Source organism: Luteimonas fraxinea (assembly GCF_021233355.1).
Classification (GTDB): domain Bacteria; phylum Pseudomonadota; class Gammaproteobacteria; order Xanthomonadales; family Xanthomonadaceae; genus Luteimonas; species Luteimonas fraxinea.
Genome location: NZ_CP089507.1, coordinates 1,434,673 through 1,453,054, shown reverse-complemented (window position 1 = coordinate 1,453,054; position 18,382 = coordinate 1,434,673). Strand labels below are relative to the sequence as shown.

The window sequence follows — 18,382 nt, the reverse complement described above, 5'->3', positions numbered from 1 at the left end:
CGCCGCGTGTAGCGGGTGTCGCGGTGGCGGCGCTGCGGCCGGGCGCGTAGGCTGACGCGCACCCATCAGCCCCTCCGATTCCCCGCCATGTCCGACGCCGAAGCGGCACAGCGCGATCTCGCGGCCATCAACCGCATCGCGGCCGTGCCCAAGATCCTCGAAGTCATCACCCGCACGACCGGCCTGCGTTTCGCCGCGGTCGCGCGCGTGACCGACACGCGCTGGACGGCCTGCGCGGTGCGAGACGAGGTGGCGTTCGGACTGGCGCCGGGCGGTGAACTGGAACTGCGCACGACGATCTGCGACGAGATCCGCCAGCATCGCCAGCCGGTGGTGTTCGGACACGCCAGCCAGCACCCGGAGTTCGCCGATCACCACACGCCGCGGCTGTACGGTCTGGAGAGCTACATCTCGGTGCCGATCCACCGGGCCAACGGCGAGTTCTTCGGCACGCTGTGCGCGATCGACCCGCTGCCGTCGGCGGTGGAGACGCCGGAAACCCTGCAGATGATGGAGCTGTTCGCCGAGCTCATCGGCACCCAGCTCGAAACCGACGAGAAGCACGCGTGGAGCGAGGCGGCGTTGCATACCGCGCTGGATGTCGCCAAGGCGCGCGAGCGTTTCATCCATGCGGTCGGCGACGACCTCAAGGAACCCATCCAGGCGCTGGTCATGGATGCGTACCTGATCCGCACGACGCCCGGCCTCGCCGACGACATCCGCGCGCGCGTGGTCGGCATGGAAACCAATCTCTGGCACATGGCGTCGGTGGTGGGCGGCATCAACGATTTCGCACACGACAGGTTGGCCAACGGCGTGCCGCTGGTGCGCACACCTGCCGCCGAGGTGGCGATCGAATTGCAGCGCGTGCTGTCGCAGGTGGTCAGCGCCCACCCCGAACGCGCGCTCGTCACGGCGGCGCGTGTCGAGCGCGATGTCGATTGCGATGTCGAACGCCTCGGCCAGTTGCTGGTGAATCTGGCGAACAACGTCCTGCGGCACGTCGCGCCGGATGCAACCGTGTCGATCGATGTCTCGACCACCGACGAGGCCCTGGTGTTCAACGTGCAGGCACCCGGTCTGGTGCTGTCGGGCAACGAACTCGACAGCGTGTCCGGCCCGCTGACCGGGCGTGGGATCGATACGCGCCCGCCGCGCTCCTGGGATTTCTTCATCGCTGGTGAGATCGCCCGCGCGCACGCGGGGCGGATCGACGCCGCGACGGTTGCCAGTGATACACGCCTGTCGTTCGTGATGCCGCTGCATGCGGCTGTTGTTGCAGAGACGCCGGCATCGGGCCACCTCGCCGAAGTGTGAGCCCTGCGGTTCGACAGTGGGCGAACTGCTGACGTCCTGACGTTTAGGACGAGACGGATACGTCGGGATTCACGGTCGTTCGACGATGCGGGCGCGAGCGTGACAGGCCCCGCCTTTCGAGAACAGCCGTCATGAACCAGCCCGCGCAGCAGCAGGATGTCCCCGGCGTCGAGAAAAAGCTCGATCCACCCGCCGACCATGGCGAAGACAGCTATCGCGGCAGCGGCCGGCTCGCAGGCAAGGTCGCGATCATCACCGGCGGCGACAGCGGCATCGGCCGCGCGGTCGCACTCGCGTATGCACGCGAAGGCGCCGACGTGCTGGTGAGTTATCTCAACGAAGACGAGGACGCGCGCGAGACGCAGCGCCTGGTCGAAGAGGCCGGGCAGCGCTGCACACTGATGCCCGGCGACATTGCCGATCCCGCGCACTGCCGCGCGATCGTGCAGACGGCCATCGACGTGTTCGGCCGCCTCGACATCCTCGTCAACAACGCCGCCTACCAGATGAGCTACGACTCGCTCGACGAGATTCCCGATGACATGTGGGACTACACCTTCCAGGTCAACGTCAGCGCGATGTTCCACCTGTGCAAGGCCGCGGTGCCGCACATGCAGCCCGGCGCATCGATCATCAACACCAGCTCGATCAATTCCGACAAGCCCAAGGCGACGCTGCTGCCGTATGCGGCGACGAAGGGTGCGATCGCGAATTTCAGTGCGGGTCTCGCGCAGCTGCTGGCCGACAAAGGCATCCGCGTGAACTCTGTCGCGCCGGGCCCGATCTGGACGCCGCTGATTCCGTCGACGATGCCGCCGGACGAAGTGGCGTCGTTCGGTTCGCAGGTCCCGCTCAAGCGTCCCGGCCAGCCGGCCGAATGCGCGCCGATCTATGTGCTGCTGGCGTCGGACGAAGCGAGCTACATGAGCGGTGGCCGTTACGCGGTGACCGGCGGCGCGCCGATCCTCTGATCCAGCTGAGCGTTTCCGTAATGGTGCACGGCGAGGCGCGATTTCTTCACCCCGGCATTGCGGCACGCGGTGCATATCGTTCCCACCCTGCAATCCAGCAGGCCGGAGACATCGACGTGGACAAGAATCGCAGCGAAGGCATCAAGAACCAGGTCAAGGGCACCGCGAAGGAAGTCGTCGGCAAGGTCACGGGCAACACCTCCAAGGAAGTGGCCGGCAAGGCACAGAAGACCGCCGGCAAGGTCCAGAGCGCGGTCGGCAAGGCCAACGACGACGCCCGCAAGGGCCGCTGAAGCGGCGGCAGGTGTCACGGATGGGCGGCTTCGGCCGCCCTTTTCGTGTGTGCGGTCTGGAGTGTCGCTGTTGCGGGATGACCAACCACAGCTCGATACGAGTGTCACTGTTCAGATCGCGAGATACGAGCACCTCTCCCTCAGGGAGAGCGCCTGCCCCGGACCTGATCCGGGGTCGACGCGCGAAGCGCGTCGGGTGAGGGCCCGTCTCCCGCGCGAAACAATTCCGAGACAGCGTGTGCGTCGTCAGACGTGCCTGTCCGCGCTCAAGGCGCCGTCACCCGCTCGAGTTCTTCGAGCATCGCGAACGCAGCACCGCGCGAACGCCCACACATCTCCAGCGAAGGCCGCAGCGATCCGCAGAACGCCGGCCGCTCCGGCCGCCCGAACAGGCGACACCGCAAACGATCATCCAACTGCACACATGCCACACCGGCCGGCTTGCCATCGGGCATGCCCGGAATCGGCGAGGTGATCGAAGGCGCGATGCAGCAGGCCGCGCAGCCGTCCCGGCATTGCACGACGGATCAGCGCGCGCCGCGCACGATCGCCAGCGCCAGCAGCACCAGTCCCGCCGCATCCAGCAGCGCCAGCGGCACCGCCAGCAGCGCGAACGTCATCTGCACCTGCGTCGCCGACATCGCCGCACCCATGACGTACATCTGCAGCAGCGGCCAGCCGAGCATCGCCAGCACATTCGTGAGCAGCAGCAACCCGAAGCCGAGCAGGCCTGCCCGGCGCGATGCGGGCGACAGCGTGCGGCGCTGCGTGACCAGCACCAGACCGACGACCAGCGCGATCAGGATCGGCAGCCGGCCCGGCAACTGGCTGGCGATCATCAACACAAGTTCGCGAAGGTCCATTACGAGACTCAGTCCGCGTTGACCAGCAGCGCATTGCGCGACTGCAGCGACTCGAACACCGCCGTGGTATCGGGCCGCACGCCGTGCCACAGCGCGAAACTTTCAGCGGCCTGTTCGACCAGCATGCCGAGTCCGTCGATCGTGTCGCGACAGCGATGCGCGCGCGCCCAGGCCAGGAACGGCACCGACGCTTCGGCATAGCTGAGATCGACGGCTGCGGTGCGCACGCCGACCAGCGATCGCGGCAAGGACAGCATCGTGCCGCCGCGCCCGGCCGAGGTGGCGTTGACGATCAGTTCGAACTCGCCCAGCTCGCCGAGCTGTTCGAGATAGCGCGGGTGCACGCGCCCGGGTTCGCCGAGCGCATCGGCCAGTGCATCGGTGCGGGTTGCCGTGCGGTTGACCACATAGAGTTCGCTGATGCCCGCATCGAGCAGCGCCGGCGCAACACCGCGCGCTGCGCCACCCGCGCCGACCAGCAGCGTGCGGCGACCACGCAGGTCGAGCCCGTGGCGCTCGGTCAGATCGCGGACCAGGCCCGCGCCGTCGGTGTTGTCGCCATGCCAGGCGTCGCCTTGGCGTACCAGCGTATTGACCGCGCCCGCGCGTTCGGCGCGCTCGCTGCGCGTCGATGCCAGTCCATGCGCGAGCTCCTTCAGCGGCAGCGTGACGTTCGCGCCGGTGCCGCCGTCGGCAGCGAATGCCGCGAGTGCATCCGCAAAAGACCCCGGCGCCGTATCGATGGCGTCGTAGGCAATCGCGATGCCGGTCTGCGCACCGAACGCGGCGTGGATGCGAGGCGACAGTGAATGCGCGACCGGGTGACCGAACACGGCAAGACGGGCTGGCGACATGGAAATCTCTGAATGCGACACGCCGGGCTGGCGTCGCCGCAGTCTAGCGGCGCGATGCGATTCCGGCGTCACGATGCAGGGGTTCTACCCGACGCCCCGGTACGGAAAAAAAGTGACAACGGCATGCGCCCGCCGGGTCAAAAAGTTGTATACAACGTCACAGAACCGATGGCGTGGTACGGCAGGGGGCTCGCCCGCGATCGGAAGGAAGGACGTCGATGCAGTCGGCAGTCGGACGGCATCGTCGTTTGGATCTGGCAGGTTCCATCACTAGGGGATACATCCGCATGTCACGCATTCGAAAGGTCGGGGTGGCTTCGGCCCTGCTCGGCCTCGCCGTCGTCGCGGTCGCGAGTACCGCACTTCCGTCCCGTGTCCCGGTCATCGGGAACGCGGTCGATTCCGCCAAAGCGAGCGTCGGTTCGCTGTTCGGCGCCACGTCGTCCGATGCATCCGTTGCGACCGCCACCGGCGGCCGCGCGGCCACGCCCGCAGCGCCGGCGCCACTGTCGTCCGGGACGCCCGAGCGCTACATCGTCGTCTTCGAAGAGCCCGCGCTCGCCGGTTACAAGGGCGAGATCAGCGGCCTCGCGGCGCCCGCCCGGCGCACCGATGCGCGCGGCAAGTCGCGCCTCGACGTCAAGAGCGCGACCGCGCGCAACTACGTCAACTACCTGCAGGGTCGACAGTCCGATCTCGTCGGCGCCATGGCGCTGCGTGTCGGTCGTCCGATCGATGTCGAATACCGTATGCAGCACGCACTCAACGGTGTGGTGGTCGAGCTGACCACGGCCGAAGCCGCGCGCATCGGGCAGCTGCCCGACGTGCAGCTGGTCGAGGCCTATCGCGAATACGTGCTCGACACCGACACCGGTCCGAAGCTGATCGGTTCCGAAGCCGTGTGGAACGGCACCTGGGCGGGTGCGACCGGCCAGTTCCAGGGCGAAGGCATCGTCTACGGCATTCTCGATTCGGGCATCAACTTCGGTGCGCCGTCGTTCACCGCGGTCGATCCGATCGACGGCTATCAGCACATCAATCCGCTGGGCGCCGGCAACTACCTCGGCACCTGCCAGACAGGCCAGGTCGACGCCGGTCGCTGCAACGACAAGCTGATCGGTGGCTACAACTTCGTCTGCGGCGCGCCGGGCAACCAGTGCGGCCTGCCGAACATCCGCGAAGAACCCGGTTTCGGCGACACCAACGGCCACGGCAGCCATGTGGCCTCCACGGTCGCCGGCAATCGCCGTGACGCCCTGTTCCGCGGCAACATGCGCCGGATCTCCGGCGTCGCGCCGCGCGGCAACATCGTCGCCTACGACATCTGCTACACCAACACTGCGACCGGTCAGGGCCTGTGCCCGAACAACTCGGCAGTGGCAGGCGTCAACCAGGCCATCGCCGACGGCATCGTCGACGTGCTGAACTACTCGATCGGTGGCGGCGCAGCACCGTGGAGCGAAGCCGTGTCGCTGGCGTTCCTCAACGCTGTCGATGCCGGCATCTTCGTGGCCTCGTCGGCCGGCAACAGCGGTCCGGGCCCGAACACCATGGGTCACCTGGAACCGTGGGTGTCGTCGACAGCCGCTGCCCAGCACGGTCGTGGCTCATTCGCGCTCGCGCTCAATGTGACTGGTCCGGGCGATGTGCCCGAGCCGCTGCAGCCGGTCCTCATCGAGGAGGGCAACACCGGTACGCCGTTCACCGCATCGATTCCCGGCACAACGCCGCTGCGGGTCAGCGCAACGATCGATACCGCGAGTGACGGCTGCGTGGCGTTTGCGGCCAATACGTTCCAAGGCGCCATCGCGGTGATCCGTCGCGGCACCTGCGGCTTCATCGACAAGGCCAACAACGCCCGGAATGCTGGTGCGGTCGCGGTCGTGATCGCGAACAACGCGGCCGGCGGCATCATTCCCGGGGCGGCCGGCGCCACCATCCCGGTCTTCGGCATGCCGCAGGCCGATGCCAACCTGCTGCGTGATTTCGTCGCTGCCAATCCGACTGCGACCGCCGGCGTGCAGTACCCGCCGCTGGTGCTGCCGAATGTCGCCGACGCACTCGGTGCCTTCAGCTCGCGCGGTCCGGCGGGCACGTTCGATCTGGTCAAGCCGGACGTCACCGCGCCTGGCGTGAGCATCCTCGCCGTCATCGCCGGCACCACGATCACCGGCTTCGAAAACGCGGTCGATCTGTACAACGGCACCTCGATGGCATCGCCGCACCAGGCCGGTGCTGCAGGCCTGATCCGCCAGGCGCGTCCGACGTGGTCGGTGCCCGAGATCAAGTCGGCGCTCGCGCTGACCGCCAAGACCGAAGTGTTCAAGGAAGACCAGGTCACGTTGGGCACGCCGTTCGACAAGGGCAGCGGCCGCATCCAGGTCGACCGGGCAATCAACGCCGGCCTGGTGATGCACGAGACCAAGGCGAACTACCTCGCGGCCGATCCGGCGCTGGGTGGTGATGTGTCGGCCCTCAACCAGCCGAGCATGGCGAGCCGCAACTGCTACACGAGCTGCAGCTTCGTGCGTACGTTCCGCAACCCGCACGGCAGCGCGTCGAGCTGGCGCATCAGCTTCGCGGGCGTCAACGCGACGGCAGTGCCGTCGACGCTGAAGGTGCCGGCCGGTGGCACGGCGTCGGTGCGCATCACCGTCAACACCCGTGCACAGGCAGCCAATGGCGTCTTCAGCTTCGGCGAAATGCGTCTGGAGTCGACGGGTCCGATCCTGGGTGTGCAGCGCGCACCGCTGACGCTGCCGATTGCGATCGCGATCCAGGCGCCGGTGGTCAAGCTGCCGGATTCGATCACCCTGGCACTGGCGGCGGGTCGCAGCGGTACGGCAACCGGTTCCGTCGGCAATGCAGGTGGTTCGCCGCTGAGCTACACCGTGGCCAACACCGGTAACGGCAGCCTGCCGGTCGCCGATCGTCTGCGTGGCACGTTGACCAACGGGTATCGCGGCATCCACCGCACCGATGCAGGCACGCCTGTGGCACAGATGGTGGCCGATGACTTCGTCATCGAGTCACCGACGCGCCTGACGTCGATCTTCAACGAAGGCTTTGCGGTCGGTGGCACCTTCACTGCGACGCAGGTGGGCTGGGCGATTTACCCGGATGTCAACGGACTGCCTGCCGGCAATCCGGTGACGACCCCGAATGCTGCGGTGTGGCGTTTCGCGGGTGCGACCAATGCCCCGGGCGTCCAGGTCTCGGGAGCCAATCTGGGCTTCAACTTCAACGCTGCGGGCCAGAGCAACGTCGTGCTGCAGCCGGGCCGCTACTGGCTCGTGGCATACACGCGCGGCGCGTACGCCACGACGTGGGCGTGGTACGCGTCGCCGGTCGGGAACGGCAGCTTCGCGTTCATCGAGATCGCCTCGTCGGGTGCCGGCAACTGGTCGCTGCTGAACAACTACGCAGGCCTGTCCATGCAGGTGCGCGGTGAAGTGGCGTGTGGTGCGCCGTGGCTCGGTGCGGTCACCCCGGCGTCGGGTACGGTGCAGCCGGGCGCGAGCCAGGCCAACCGTCTGGCGGTCAACGCGGCCGGTCTGGGCGCGGGTCGCCATGTCGGCCACCTGTGCGTGAGCAGCAACGATCCGGCGACGCCGAAGGCAGCCGCTCCGGTGGTGCTGACGGTCAACTGATCGATCGCTTCAAGCTGTACGAAAACGCCCGGGCTTGCCCGGGCGTTTTCTTTGGGGCCGTCGTAGCGGACGACACCCCGCGAGCCTCGATACCGTCGTTGTGATGCCACGCGCGGTGCCGATACAGCGGCGGATCATCACGCTGCGCGAAACGCAGAACGCCCGGCATTGCCCGGCGTTTTCCGTTGCACCTGGACGCGGCGTCGAGCGGCGCGGCTCAGCCCTCGCGCAACCAGCGCGCAGCATCGAGTGCGAAATAGGTCAGCACACCGTCAGCGCCGGCGCGCTTGAAGCCGAGCAGCGCTTCGAGCGCGCACTTGCGCTCGTCGAGCCAGCCGTTGGCAGCGGCGGCCTTGAGCATCGCGTACTCGCCGCTGACCTGGTAGGCGAACACCGGCACGCCGAACTCGTCCTTCGCACGGCGCACGATGTCGAGGTAGGGCATGCCCGGCTTGACCATGACCATGTCGGCGCCTTCGTCGAGATCCTGCGCGATCTCGCGCATCGCCTCGTCCGAATTGCCCGGGTCCATCTGGTAGGTCGACTTATCGGCCTTGCCGAGCGCGCCGGACGAGCCCACCGCGTCGCGGAACGGGCCGTAGAAGGCGCTGGCGTACTTGGCGGCGTAGGCGAGGATGCGCGTGTGCACGTGGCCTTCGGCTTCGAGCGCGTCGCGGATCGCACCAATGCGGCCGTCCATCATGTCGCTGGGCGCGACCACGTCGGCGCCGGCGCGCGCGTGGCTCAGCGCCTGCTGCACCAGCGCGTCGACGGTGATGTCGTTGACCACGTAGCCGCCGGCATCGGTGATGCCGTCCTGGCCGTGCGAGGTGTAGGGATCGAGCGCGACGTCGGTGATGACGCCGAGTTCCGGAAAGCGCGACTTCAGCGCGCGGATCGCGCGCTGGCACAGGCCGTCGTCGTCCCAGGCAGCGACCGCGTCGAGCGACTTGGCCTCGGGCGCTGTGACCGGGAACAGGGCGAGCGCCGGAATGCGCAGTTCGCTCGCGGTCTCGGCGACGCGCAGGAGTTCTTCGATCGACAGACGCTCGACGCCCGGCATCGACGGGATCGCAACGCGGCCGTCGGCCTCGTGCACGAACACCGGATAGATCAGGTCGTCGGCGGTCAGCGTGGATTCGCGCATCAGCCGGCGCGAGAAGTCGTCGCGGCGCATCCGCCGCATGCGGGTATCGAGTGGGGCCATGGCGCGGATTCTACGCGTGCGCCCGGCGGACGGCCTGCGACGCCGGGTCGCAGGCCGATGCGCGCGTCAACCGGCGTCGTGGACGCCGTCGATTTCCAGCGCCAGTTCGCGGCGACAGATCGCCGCGTGCAGCACCACGCGCGGCAGGCGGTCGCCGAAACGCGCATCGAAGGCTTCGGCGACTGCGGGCAGATCGGCGGCGTCACGTACGTAGACTTTCAAGCGCGAACCCGGACCGAACGCGGCCGGCAGGTCGGGGCGATGCGTGCGTGCCGACGCGATCAACGCATCGAAATTCGCGAAGGTCTCGTCGAGCTGGGCCAGCAGTTCGCCTTCGTGCTGCGAGGCGTGGCCGACGACGCTGGCCGTGCCCGACAGCATCAGCGGAATCGCGCTGCCGGCCGGCGGCAGCATCGCGCGGGCAAAGCTCGGCGCCTGCGGGCCGTACTGGCGCGGGTACTGGTAGGCGCTGACCTGGCGCGGGTTTTCGACCGGAATGCCCGGCACGCGCGCGGCCAGCCAGTAGACCTGGATCGTGCGCGCATCGTCGCAACGGCCGATCGCGGTCGCGGCGGGCAGCTGCGAAGTATCGAAGCTGCCCAGCCCACGCGCGCGGCCCACGCAGAACTGGCGATAGCGTTCGGTGTCGCCGTCGCCGTGGGTGATCGCGTCCAGGTAGTTCCAGATCCGCAGCAGATGCGGAAACTCGCTCTTGCCGATGAAACGGGTCAGTTCGCGGTAGGCGTGTTCGGCGGCGAGCAGGATGCCGCTGTGGTCGCCCTCACCGGTGTGGCCTTCGGGCTCGTCGACTTCGATCGCGCCGAACATCAGATGGCCGTCGGTCGACCACGCGATGTCGCCGTCGCGCCCGTGGCGCACCGGCGCCTGGCCACGCCAGACTTCCAGCGGCGCTGCGCCATAGGGCTGCAGCGGCACGCGTAACCAGCGCGGATCGTCGAGCACGGGCGCGGCGTCACCGAAGCCGAGGACGGCGAGCACGTCGGATTGCGCGAGCAGGTCAGCCGGCGCGGTACCGTCGACGTAATCGACGCGCAGGCGCGGAAGCGGTTCTGGGTGCAGCGGTGCCGGTCGGCTCATGGATTGCCCTCGTGCAGGGTGTCGCCGCGGAACTGTTCGCGGACCTGGCGGCGGCGCGCGAACCAGCCGCGCAACGCAGCGGGTGCGATCGCGATCGCGTTCACCGCATAGACCAGTCGGAACAGACGCAGGCGGCGCAACACCGCGGGATTGTCGAACACATCGCCGGCGAGCATCGAGATCACCGCCTGCTCGAGCTGCCAGTCATTGCGCGGCGCGGCGAACAGACGTTGCATCACCGGCGTGGTGAAGCGGTGGATGAACCAGCTGAAATGGCGCAGCCCGCGGCGCAGGCGCTGCTCCATCGCGCGCTGCAGTGCGCGTTCCGTGGACGGATCGCGCAGGGCGCCATCGACGACATCGGCCGCGTGCTCTGCGCTGTTCATGCCCAGATACACGCCGGACGAGAACACCGGATCGATGAACGCATATGCGTCGCCGGCCATCACCCAGCCCGGTCCGGTCATGCGCGTACACGCATACGAATAATTGCCGGTGGCGTGCACCGGCGCGACGCGTTCGGCGCCAGCCATGCGCGATGCGACCGACGGCGTACGCAGCAGCGTGCGCATCAGGAACGCCTCGTTGTCGAGGCCCTGGCGTTGCTTGAGATATTCGGGGAAACACACCGCGCCGACGCTCATGACGTCGTCGCCGAGTGGAATCAGCCAGTACCAGCCGAACTCGAAACGGTCGATGGTGATGTTGCCGGCGTCGTCGCCGTCACGGCGCTGCACGCCGCGGAAGTGGCTGAAGATCGCCGCCGACTGGTGCTTCGCGCTCTTGCGCTTGAGCTTGAGCTTGCTGCCCAGGAACGTGTCGCGGCCGCTGGCATCGACGAGGTAGCGCATCGCCACGTCGAGCCGGCCGCCTTCGGCATCACGCGCGACCGCGCCGGTCGGGCGTCCGTCGGCATCGTGGACCAGCGATTCGACCTTGACCCGCATGCGCGCATCGACGCCATTGACGCGCGCGTTGTCGAACAGCAGCGCATCGAACTCCGAGCGACGCACCTGGAAGGCGTAGCCGAACTTCGGATCGAGCGCGCGATCGAAGCGGAACACGTGGGTGGTGTCGTCGGCATCGTGCACCGGGAAATCGGCGCCGAGCTTGAGCGTGCCGATCGCGCGCACCTGCTCCAGCACGCCGAGGCGCTCAAGGATCGGCAGGTTCATCGGCAGCAGCGATTCGCCGATGTGGAAGCGCGGGTGCACGTCCTTGTCCAGCAGCAGCACCTTCCAGCCGCGCCGCGCGAGCGTCGTGGCCGCGGTGGTGCCCGCCGGGCCGCCGCCGATGACCAGGACGTCGACGTCGAGCCGGGTGGACTCGGAAGTGGCAACGGCGGTCGCGATCGGGCTCATCCTGAATCTGGGGGTGGTTCGGGCAGTCGCGCATCATAACGGGAAGCCTCCATGGCGGCCCGGAGTGCTTGCGCGCGCCGGTCCGATGCCGGATCGTGGCAGCCCTGTCATTCCACGGAAGTCCCGATGTCCGCCCAAACAGAAGCCGAACGCGCGCTCGCCGACCTGCTGGTCGAGAGCCTGAACCTGGAGGACGTGCAGGCGGCCGACATCGATCCCGAGGCGCCGCTGTTCAACGCCGGCCTGGGGCTGGATTCGATCGACGCGCTGGAACTCGCGCTGGCCGTCAGCAAGCGCTACGGCTTCCAGCTGCGTTCGGACAACGACGAAAACCGGCAGATCTTCGCCTCGCTGCGCGCGCTGTCGGCGCACATCGAGCAGCACCGCACCACTTGATCCTGCTGCTGCAATTGCTGCTGGGGCTCGGTTATACGGCCCTGGCGCATCTCGCCAGCCGCTGGCACCACGACGGCCTCGCGCTGGGCGCGCTGGTGCTGCTGATCGCGATGGTGGTCATCGAACCGCTGCTGGCCCGTCGCCCGTGGGCGTTCATCGCCACGCCGCTGCTGGGCTGGGGTGCGTGGGCGCTGTACGCCGCCGGGCATGCCGCGCTGCCGTTGCTGCTGGTGCCGGTGGTGTTCGTGGTCGCGATCGCGTGGCTGTTCGCACGCACGCTGCGCGCTGGTTCGGTGCCGCTGATCACCCGCATCGTGCTGGGCATCGAAGGCGGCGACGGTCCCGAGGCGCTGGGCCCGGATCTGCGCCGCTACACGCGCATTCTGACCGCCGCATGGGCCGGCGTGCTGCTGCTGATGGCCGGCGCAAACCTGCTGCTCGCGCTGATCGCCAGCCCCGCGGGGCTGCTGGAAAGCGTCGGCGTGGCGTCGCCGTTGCCGATCACCCAGGAGCAGTGGTCGCTGTGGGCGAATCTGCTGAACTACAGCGTGATCGGCGGTTTCTTCGTCATCGAGTTCGCGTTCCGCAAGCGGCGCTTCCCGGGCCGCTACAGCGGATTCTTCGATTTCCTGCGCAAGCTGGCCGGTCTGGGCCCGGTGTTCTGGCGTGATCTGCTGCGCTGACGCGGCATTCGCTGAACGCATTCCGCGCGATGCGCAGCTGTCACACGGGATATCCTAGCGACTCATGGAATACCGACAGACCCGTGCCGCACCCGGGGCCGTGGCGTTCGCGGCCTTGTCCGCACGCGCGATCAACGTCCTGGAGTGCCTGTACACCCTGCTATGGACGGCGGGCTGGATCAGCGTGTCGCTGCTCCGCCAGGCGGTGACGGGCCGGCGTGAGCTGGCGCTGGACATGGCGCGGACGCACTGGGCGCCGGGGCTGGTCCGTCCCGCCGGTGGATTGACCGTCGAAGGCGCGGATGCGATCGACTGGAACCGTCCGTATCTGGTGGTGGCCAACCACGAATCGCTGCTCGACATCTGCGTGCTGTTCATGGCCGTGCCGGTCCCGCTGCGTTTCCTGCTGAAACAGGAAATGTGCCGCGTGCCGCTGCTGTGCACCTACGCGCGCGCGACCGGCATGCTCTTCATCAGCCGCGAAGACCGCCGCGCCGGGCCGCTGTTGCGGCGCCAGGTCGCGGGCGTGCTGGGCGCGGGCCATTCGCTGTGCCTGTTCCCCGAAGGCACGCGCTCGCGCGACGGCCGCATGGCCGAGTTCAAGTCGGGGTCGTTCCAGGCTGCGATCGATGCCGGCGTGGATGTATTGCCGATCGCGCTGCACGGCACTGGCAAGGTGCTGCCGCCGACCGGGTTCTTCCGCACCTGCCGCGGTCCGATGCGCGCCACCGTGGGCACGCCGATCCGTGTGGAAGGCCGCGTCGGCGCCACCGGTCGCCAGGCGGTCGCGCGCGAAGCGCAGGACGCCGTGGCCGCGATGCTCGGCAGGCGCTGAGCGATGGCGTCGCACACGTTCGTCATCGATGCCGCGCATCCATGCTTGCCGGGCCACTTCCCGGGCCAGCCGCTGGTGCCGGGTGTGGTGATCCTCGATCGCGTGGTCGCGGCCGTCGAAGCCGCGCACGGTCCACAGGGCGCATTGCGGCTGCCGCAGGTCAAGTTCGTGCAGCCACTGCTGCCGGGCGAGCAGGCCGAAATCGCGCTCGAGGACACCAGCCGTGACGGCGTCTCGCGCTGGCGCTTCCGGGTGGAACGCGCGGGCGTGCTGCTCGCCAGTGGCGAACTCGTCGCCGACGGTCCCGCGCTGGCATGAGCAGCGAGTGGAAGGCACGCCGCGAAGGCGGCGGGCGGCTCGCGTTGCGCACGTTGCTGGTGTTCGCATCGAACTTCGGACGCGCCCCGGCGCGCGCGCTGCTGCATCCGATCGCGCTGTACTTCATGCTCCGCCGCGGCCCCGAGCGTCGCGATTCGCGCAAGTATCTGGCGCGCATGTTCGGCCGGCCGGCGACGCTGCGCGAGGTCGCGCGGCATTTCCGCACCTTCGCCGCGACGATTCTCGACCGCCTGTTCCTGCTCAGCGAGAACACCCGCCGCTTCGACGTGCACACGCAGGGACTCGAGGTGCTGCACGGGCATCTGGATGCCGGGCAGGGCGTGCTGCTGTTCGGCTCGCATCTGGGCAGTTTCGAAGTGCTGCGCGTGCTCGCGACCCAGCGGCCCGAGTACAAGATCCGCGTCGTGCTCGACCGCGCGCACGGCCAGGCGATGACCGAGCTGCTGGAAGCGCTGAATCCCGCAGTCGCGGCGACGGTGATCGACGCCGGCGAAAGCGGCCCGGCGGTCGCACTGGCAATCCAGGAAGGTTTGGCGCAGGGCGCGATGGTCGCGCTGCTGGTCGACCGCAGCCAGGAAGGCGGCGTCACGATGCCGGTGCCGTTCCTCGGCGCGCCGGCGCAGTTCCCGGTCGCGCCCTGGCTGCTGGCCTCGGTGCTCAAGGCGCCGGTGATGCTGGCCTTCGGCCTGTACCGTGGTGGCAACCGCTACGACCTGGTGTTCGAACCTTTCAGCGACGGCATCGACCTGCCGCGCCGCGAACGCCAGACCGGCGTGGCCGCGCTCATCCACCGTTACGCCGCGCGGCTGGAACATCACGCACGTAGCGCTCCCTACAACTGGTTCAATTTCTATGACTTCTGGACAGGCGCCGATGACACGCGCGACGATTTTCCGCCCGCGGCCGGCGCTCTGCCTGCTGCTGGCGACGCTGCTCGCGGTGCCGACGTGGGCGGCGGCGCAGACCGCTGAGACGCCGCGCGCGAACCAGTCGCGCGATCGCGTGCCCGCGCCGGTCACCGCGACCGGCCGCAGCGTCGATGCCGACTGGATCCTGCAGCGCCTGACCCAGCACGGCGCCACCTCGACGCCGTTCGTAGAACTGCGTACGTCCTCGATGCTCAAGCGCCCGCTGCAGCTGTCGGGCGAATACCGCCGCCCCGATGCCGACACGCTGATTCGCGAGGTGCGCGCGCCGTACGCGGAGACCACGACGATCCGCGCCGGTGAGGCGACCATTGCCCGAGAAGGCCGCAATCCGCGCACGTTCTCGCTGTCGCGCGTGCCCGAACTTGCCGCGCTGCGGGGCAGCTTCGGTGCGCTGCTGGCCGGTGACCGCAAGGCGCTGGAAACGGTCTACGCGCTCGAAGCCGACGGTGTGCCGGCCGACTGGACGCTGACCCTGACACCGCGCGATCCGCGCGTTGCCGGTCGGGTCACCGGCATCGTGCTGCGCGGTCGTGATGCCGAACTGCGCTGCATCGAAACGCGACCGAAGCAGGGCGATGCGCAGCCGACGCTGCTCGGCAGCGCCGCCACCGCCGCGGCCAGCGTGGACTCGCTCGAAGCCGCGCAGCGGCTGTGCCACGACGTTCCGCGTTGAGCGGGCGCCGCGGATTTCGCGACACGCTGCTGCAGCGTCCCGGCCTGCGGCTGACGCTGGCCGTCGCGTGGTTGCTTGCGCTGCTCGCGCTGGGCTGGATGGCCTCGGCGAAACTGGAATTCAGCGGCGACCTGCGCCGCTTCCTGCCCGACGCGCGCACGCCCGAGCAGCGTCTGTTGATGGAGGAACTCGGCGACGGCCCGGGTTCGCGCCTGCTGATGCTGGCGATCTCCGGCGACGCGCCTGAAGCACTCGCGGAACGCTCGCGCGATCTGCATGACGCACTGGCCGGCGACCCGCGCTACACCCTGGTCACCAACGGCGGTGAGGCCGGACTCGACGCGTTTCCGCAGGACCTGCTGCCCTACCGCTATCTGCTGACCTCGTCCTTCGACACTGCGCCGCTCGATGCCGACACCCTGCGCGATGCGCTCGATGCGCGCCTGCAGGATCTCGGCTCGCCCGCCGCAGGTCTGGTCGAGCCGCTGATCCCGTCCGACCCCACGCTGGAAGTGCTCGCGCTCGCCGAAGCCTGGCAGCCCGCCGGCGCGCCGCAGCGAATGCACGACGTGTGGTTCGACCAAGCCGGCACGCAAGCGCTGTTGCTGGTCGAAACGCGCGCCGCGGGCTTTGATCCGACCGGCCAGCTCGACGCCGTCGGCACGATCCGCGACACCTTCGCGCAGCAGGCGGGCGACAGCGGCGCGACGCTCGAAGTCGTCGGTCCGGGCGCGTTCTCGGTCGACATCGGCGGACGCACGCAGGCCGAGGCGCAGCGTATCGGCATGGTCGACACCATCGGCCTGATCCTGTTGCTGCTCGTCGCGTACCGCAGCTGGAAGATGCCGCTGCTCGGCGTGCTGCCGCTCGCGAGTGCGGGCATCGCCGGACTCACTGCCGTGGCACTGCTGTTTCCCGGCGGCGTGCACGGCATCACGATCGCGTTCGGCTTCACCCTGATCGGCGTGGTGCAGGATTATCCGATCCACTTCTTCAGCCACCAGCGCGCCGGCCTGTCGCCGTGGAAGAACGTGCGCGGCTTGTGGCCGGCGCTGTCGACCGGCGTCGTCGCGACCTGCATCGCGTACGCGACCTTCCTGTTCTCGGGCGTCGACGGCCTGCGCCAGCTCGCGGTGTTCACGATCTTCGCACTCGGCGTCGCCGCGCTGACCACGCGTTATCTGCTGCCGGGTCTGGTCGATCCGTCGCCACCGGATCTCGCCGAATCGCCGCGTCTGCAGCGTCTGTGGCACCGGATCGAAGCGCTGCCGCGTCCCAAGTGGTCGTTGGCAGTGCTGGCACTCGCTGCGTTTGGTGCGATCGCCTTCAGCCCCGGCGCGTTCTGGCAGAACGATCTGTCGAAACTGACGCCGGTCGATCCCGATTCGATGCAGCGCGACACCGAACTGCGCGCCGAACTCGGTGCGCCCGACGTGCGCTACGTGCTGGTCGCGCAGGCCGCCGACAGCGACGCCGCGCTCGGTGCGACCGCGGCGCTGCAGCCCGCGCTCGATGCGCTGGTCGCCGACGGCCAGCTCGATGGCTACGACATGGCTGCGCGGTATCTGCCCGGCGCCGACACCCAACGCGCGCGCCAGGCCGCGCTGCCCGACAGCACTGCGCTGCGCGCGATGCTCGCCGACGCGTTGACGGACTCCGCGTTCAACGACGACGCGTTCGAGCCCTTCGTCGAAGACATCGCCCGCGCCAAGGCCGCCGCGCCGTTGACGCGCGCCGATCTCGAAGGCTCGCCGCTGGCGACCGCGGTGTCCGGTCTGCTGCTGGAACACGAGGACCGTTCGACCGCGCTGGTCTCGCTCAGCGGTCTCGATGATCCGGCCGACGTCATCGCGCTCGCGTCGCAGGCCAGTGCGCCCGGCGTCGACGTGCGCCTGCTCGACATGAAGGACGCGTCCGAATCGCTGGTCATCGAATACCGCGGCCGCGTGCTCGCGTCGATGGCGGTCGCCCTGGTGCTGCTGGTCGCCACGGTGTGGATCGCGTTGCGCAGTCCGCGTCGCGTCTGGCGCGTGCTTCTGCCGACGCTGTTGACCTTGCTGGTGGTCGTCGCGGTGCTGCGACTGGTCGGCGTCGAACTGACCCTGTTCCATCTCGTCGCGTTGATCCTCGCCGCCGGTCTCGGTCTCGACTACGCACTGTTCTTCGAACACGCCGGCGACGACCGACAGGACCAGATCCGCACCCTGCACGCGATCCTCGTCTGCAGCCTGATGACGCTGCTGGTCTTCAGCCTGCTCGCGCTGTCGTCGATTCCGGTGCTGCGTGCGATCGGCAGCACGGTCGCACTCGGCGTGGTCTTCAACTTCGTGCTGTCGCTGCTGGTCGCGCGCCAGCGCGCGGCGATTATCGCTGCACGCGCCGAACCGGAGCCGGTGGCATGAGCCACGTCGATCGCGACACGATCCTGTCGATGATTCCGCACCAGGGCGCGATGTGCTTGTGGGATGCGGTCACCGCATGGGAAGACGCCAGCGTGACCCTGCGCAGCGCCAGCCATCGTGATCCGGCCAACCCGCTGCGCAGCGACGACCAGCTGCGCGCACTGCACCTGTGCGAATACGGCGCGCAGGCGATGGCTGTACACGGCGGCCTGCGTGCACGCGACAGTGGCGCACCCGTGCGCCCCGGCATGCTGGTCGCATTGCGCGGCGTGCAGCTGCGTGTCGCGCGGATCGACGATCTCGGCGGTGATCTCGAATGCGTCGCCGAAGTACTCGTCGAAGCCGGAGACAGCCAGCAGTACGCGTTCCGCATCCAGTGCGATGGCGTGCTGCTCGCCGAAGGGCGCGCGGCGGTAATGCTCGGGCCGCCGCAGGATGCCGCGTGAGCTGAAAGTTTCTGGAGTGCGTGGATCCACGCCGATGGGTTTCGCTTCGCTACCTGTCCGACGGT

At 68.6% G+C, this 18,382-nt stretch carries 18 protein-coding genes; 12 read left to right on the top strand and 6 right to left on the bottom strand.

Translation table 11 applies throughout. The features are described from left to right. The first annotated feature begins 87 nt into the window (after positions 1-87). From LU699_RS06525 to LU699_RS06515, 3 genes are all read left to right on the top strand, one after another. Positions 88-1,317 (top strand): GAF domain-containing sensor histidine kinase, encoded by a 1,230-nt coding sequence (locus tag LU699_RS06525; protein WP_232133978.1) that lies wholly within the window; start codon positions 88-90, stop codon positions 1,315-1,317. Positions 1,318-1,448: 131 nt separating this feature from the next. After that, a complete protein-coding gene (locus tag LU699_RS06520) occupies positions 1,449-2,288 on the top strand; it encodes an SDR family oxidoreductase (RefSeq protein ID WP_232133979.1) in 840 nt (279 codons plus the stop codon). A 116-nt stretch (positions 2,289-2,404) separates the two neighbouring features. Next, positions 2,405-2,581 carry a CsbD family protein gene (locus tag LU699_RS06515; RefSeq protein ID WP_232133980.1) on the top strand — a complete coding sequence of 59 codons (177 nt, stop codon included), beginning with the start codon at positions 2,405-2,407 and terminating at the stop codon, positions 2,579-2,581. Between the two features lie 266 nt (positions 2,582-2,847). Here LU699_RS06515 and LU699_RS06510 read toward each other — a convergent pair whose 3' ends face one another. The 3 genes from LU699_RS06510 to aroE are packed head-to-tail and all read right to left on the bottom strand — an operon-like array spanning position 2,848 to position 4,298. After that, the gene (locus LU699_RS06510) at positions 2,848-3,102 is read right to left on the bottom strand and encodes a YkgJ family cysteine cluster protein (RefSeq protein ID WP_232133981.1); all 255 of its coding nucleotides are present in this window, start codon (positions 3,100-3,102) and stop codon (positions 2,848-2,850) included. A gap of 6 nt (positions 3,103-3,108) precedes the next feature. Then, positions 3,109-3,444 (bottom strand): hypothetical protein, encoded by a 336-nt coding sequence (locus LU699_RS06505; protein ID WP_232133982.1) that lies wholly within the window; start codon positions 3,442-3,444, stop codon positions 3,109-3,111. Positions 3,445-3,452: 8 nt separating this feature from the next. Then, positions 3,453-4,298 (bottom strand): shikimate dehydrogenase, encoded by an 846-nt coding sequence (gene aroE / locus LU699_RS06500; protein WP_232133983.1) that lies wholly within the window; start codon positions 4,296-4,298, stop codon positions 3,453-3,455. 287 nt (positions 4,299-4,585) lie between these two features. Here aroE and LU699_RS06495 point away from each other — a divergent pair, with 287 nt between their 5' ends. After that, on the top strand, positions 4,586-7,948 hold the full coding sequence (locus LU699_RS06495) for a S8 family serine peptidase (protein WP_232149782.1): 3,363 nt from the start codon (positions 4,586-4,588) through the stop codon (positions 7,946-7,948). A 217-nt stretch (positions 7,949-8,165) separates the two neighbouring features. On the opposite strand, the gene hemB is transcribed toward LU699_RS06495, so the two are convergent. The 3 genes from hemB to LU699_RS06480 form a co-directional block, all read right to left on the bottom strand. Then, on the bottom strand, positions 8,166-9,155 hold the full coding sequence (hemB, locus tag LU699_RS06490) for a porphobilinogen synthase (protein ID WP_232133985.1): 990 nt from the start codon (positions 9,153-9,155) through the stop codon (positions 8,166-8,168). Positions 9,156-9,221: 66 nt separating this feature from the next. Beyond that, positions 9,222-10,253 (bottom strand): chorismate transformation FkbO/Hyg5 family protein, encoded by a 1,032-nt coding sequence (locus LU699_RS06485; RefSeq protein WP_232133986.1) that lies wholly within the window; start codon positions 10,251-10,253, stop codon positions 9,222-9,224. Continuing rightward, on the bottom strand, positions 10,250-11,614 hold the full coding sequence (locus LU699_RS06480; RefSeq protein ID WP_232133987.1) for an NAD(P)/FAD-dependent oxidoreductase: 1,365 nt from the start codon (positions 11,612-11,614) through the stop codon (positions 10,250-10,252). The genes LU699_RS06485 and LU699_RS06480 overlap by 4 nt, the downstream gene beginning before the upstream one ends. A 126-nt stretch (positions 11,615-11,740) precedes the next feature. Between LU699_RS06480 and LU699_RS06475 the strand changes: the two genes are divergently transcribed. From LU699_RS06475 to LU699_RS06440, 8 genes are all read left to right on the top strand, one after another. Then, positions 11,741-12,010, top strand: coding sequence for a phosphopantetheine-binding protein (locus tag LU699_RS06475; protein WP_159680767.1), 270 nt, complete (start codon positions 11,741-11,743; stop codon positions 12,008-12,010). Beyond that, positions 12,007-12,693 (top strand): COG4648 family protein, encoded by a 687-nt coding sequence (locus LU699_RS06470; RefSeq protein WP_232133988.1) that lies wholly within the window; start codon positions 12,007-12,009, stop codon positions 12,691-12,693. Before LU699_RS06475 ends, LU699_RS06470 begins: the two co-directional genes overlap by 4 nt. A gap of 64 nt (positions 12,694-12,757) precedes the next feature. Next, entirely contained in the window at positions 12,758-13,528 is a 771-nt protein-coding gene (locus LU699_RS06465) for a lysophospholipid acyltransferase family protein (protein ID WP_232133989.1), read from the top strand. A 3-nt stretch (positions 13,529-13,531) separates the two neighbouring features. After that, positions 13,532-13,846 carry an ApeI family dehydratase gene (locus LU699_RS06460; protein ID WP_232133990.1) on the top strand — a complete coding sequence of 105 codons (315 nt, stop codon included), beginning with the start codon at positions 13,532-13,534 and terminating at the stop codon, positions 13,844-13,846. Next, positions 13,843-14,838: a lysophospholipid acyltransferase family protein gene (locus LU699_RS06455; RefSeq protein ID WP_232133991.1), complete on the top strand. Its 996-nt coding sequence runs from the start codon at positions 13,843-13,845 to the stop codon at positions 14,836-14,838. The genes LU699_RS06460 and LU699_RS06455 overlap by 4 nt, the downstream gene beginning before the upstream one ends. Beyond that, positions 14,741-15,469 carry a LolA-related protein gene (locus LU699_RS06450; RefSeq protein WP_232133992.1) on the top strand — a complete coding sequence of 243 codons (729 nt, stop codon included), beginning with the start codon at positions 14,741-14,743 and terminating at the stop codon, positions 15,467-15,469. Before LU699_RS06455 ends, LU699_RS06450 begins: the two co-directional genes overlap by 98 nt. 98 nt (positions 15,470-15,567) lie before the next feature. Next, positions 15,568-17,871, top strand: coding sequence for an MMPL family transporter (locus tag LU699_RS06445; RefSeq protein WP_232134735.1), 2,304 nt, complete (start codon positions 15,568-15,570; stop codon positions 17,869-17,871). Continuing rightward, entirely contained in the window at positions 17,868-18,317 is a 450-nt protein-coding gene (locus LU699_RS06440; protein WP_232133993.1) for a hotdog family protein, read from the top strand. Before LU699_RS06445 ends, LU699_RS06440 begins: the two co-directional genes overlap by 4 nt. Positions 18,318-18,382 lie beyond the last annotated feature (65 nt).

Excerpts from the sequence above, each read along its gene's own strand:
- aroE (WP_232133983.1), bottom strand. The coding sequence starts at position 4,298 with ATGTCGCCAGCCCGTCTTGCCGTGTTCGGTCACCCGGTCGCGCATTCA.
- LU699_RS06475 (WP_159680767.1), top strand. The coding sequence starts at position 11,741 with ATGTCCGCCCAAACAGAAGCCGAACGCGCGCTCGCCGACCTGCTGGTC.
- LU699_RS06455 (WP_232133991.1), top strand. The coding sequence starts at position 13,843 with ATGAGCAGCGAGTGGAAGGCACGCCGCGAAGGCGGCGGGCGGCTCGCG.
- LU699_RS06485 (WP_232133986.1), bottom strand. The coding sequence starts at position 10,253 with ATGAGCCGACCGGCACCGCTGCACCCAGAACCGCTTCCGCGCCTGCGC.
- LU699_RS06480 (WP_232133987.1), bottom strand. The coding sequence starts at position 11,614 with ATGAGCCCGATCGCGACCGCCGTTGCCACTTCCGAGTCCACCCGGCTC.
- LU699_RS06440 (WP_232133993.1), top strand. The coding sequence starts at position 17,868 with ATGAGCCACGTCGATCGCGACACGATCCTGTCGATGATTCCGCACCAG.
- LU699_RS06450 (WP_232133992.1), top strand. The coding sequence starts at position 14,741 with ATGACACGCGCGACGATTTTCCGCCCGCGGCCGGCGCTCTGCCTGCTG.
- LU699_RS06495 (WP_232149782.1), top strand. The coding sequence starts at position 4,586 with ATGTCACGCATTCGAAAGGTCGGGGTGGCTTCGGCCCTGCTCGGCCTC.
- LU699_RS06445 (WP_232134735.1), top strand. The coding sequence starts at position 15,568 with ATGGCCTCGGCGAAACTGGAATTCAGCGGCGACCTGCGCCGCTTCCTG.
- LU699_RS06525 (WP_232133978.1), top strand. The coding sequence starts at position 88 with ATGTCCGACGCCGAAGCGGCACAGCGCGATCTCGCGGCCATCAACCGC.
- LU699_RS06520 (WP_232133979.1), top strand. The coding sequence starts at position 1,449 with ATGAACCAGCCCGCGCAGCAGCAGGATGTCCCCGGCGTCGAGAAAAAG.
- LU699_RS06505 (WP_232133982.1), bottom strand. The coding sequence starts at position 3,444 with ATGGACCTTCGCGAACTTGTGTTGATGATCGCCAGCCAGTTGCCGGGC.
- LU699_RS06460 (WP_232133990.1), top strand. The coding sequence starts at position 13,532 with ATGGCGTCGCACACGTTCGTCATCGATGCCGCGCATCCATGCTTGCCG.
- LU699_RS06465 (WP_232133989.1), top strand. The coding sequence starts at position 12,758 with ATGGAATACCGACAGACCCGTGCCGCACCCGGGGCCGTGGCGTTCGCG.
- hemB (WP_232133985.1), bottom strand. The coding sequence starts at position 9,155 with ATGGCCCCACTCGATACCCGCATGCGGCGGATGCGCCGCGACGACTTC.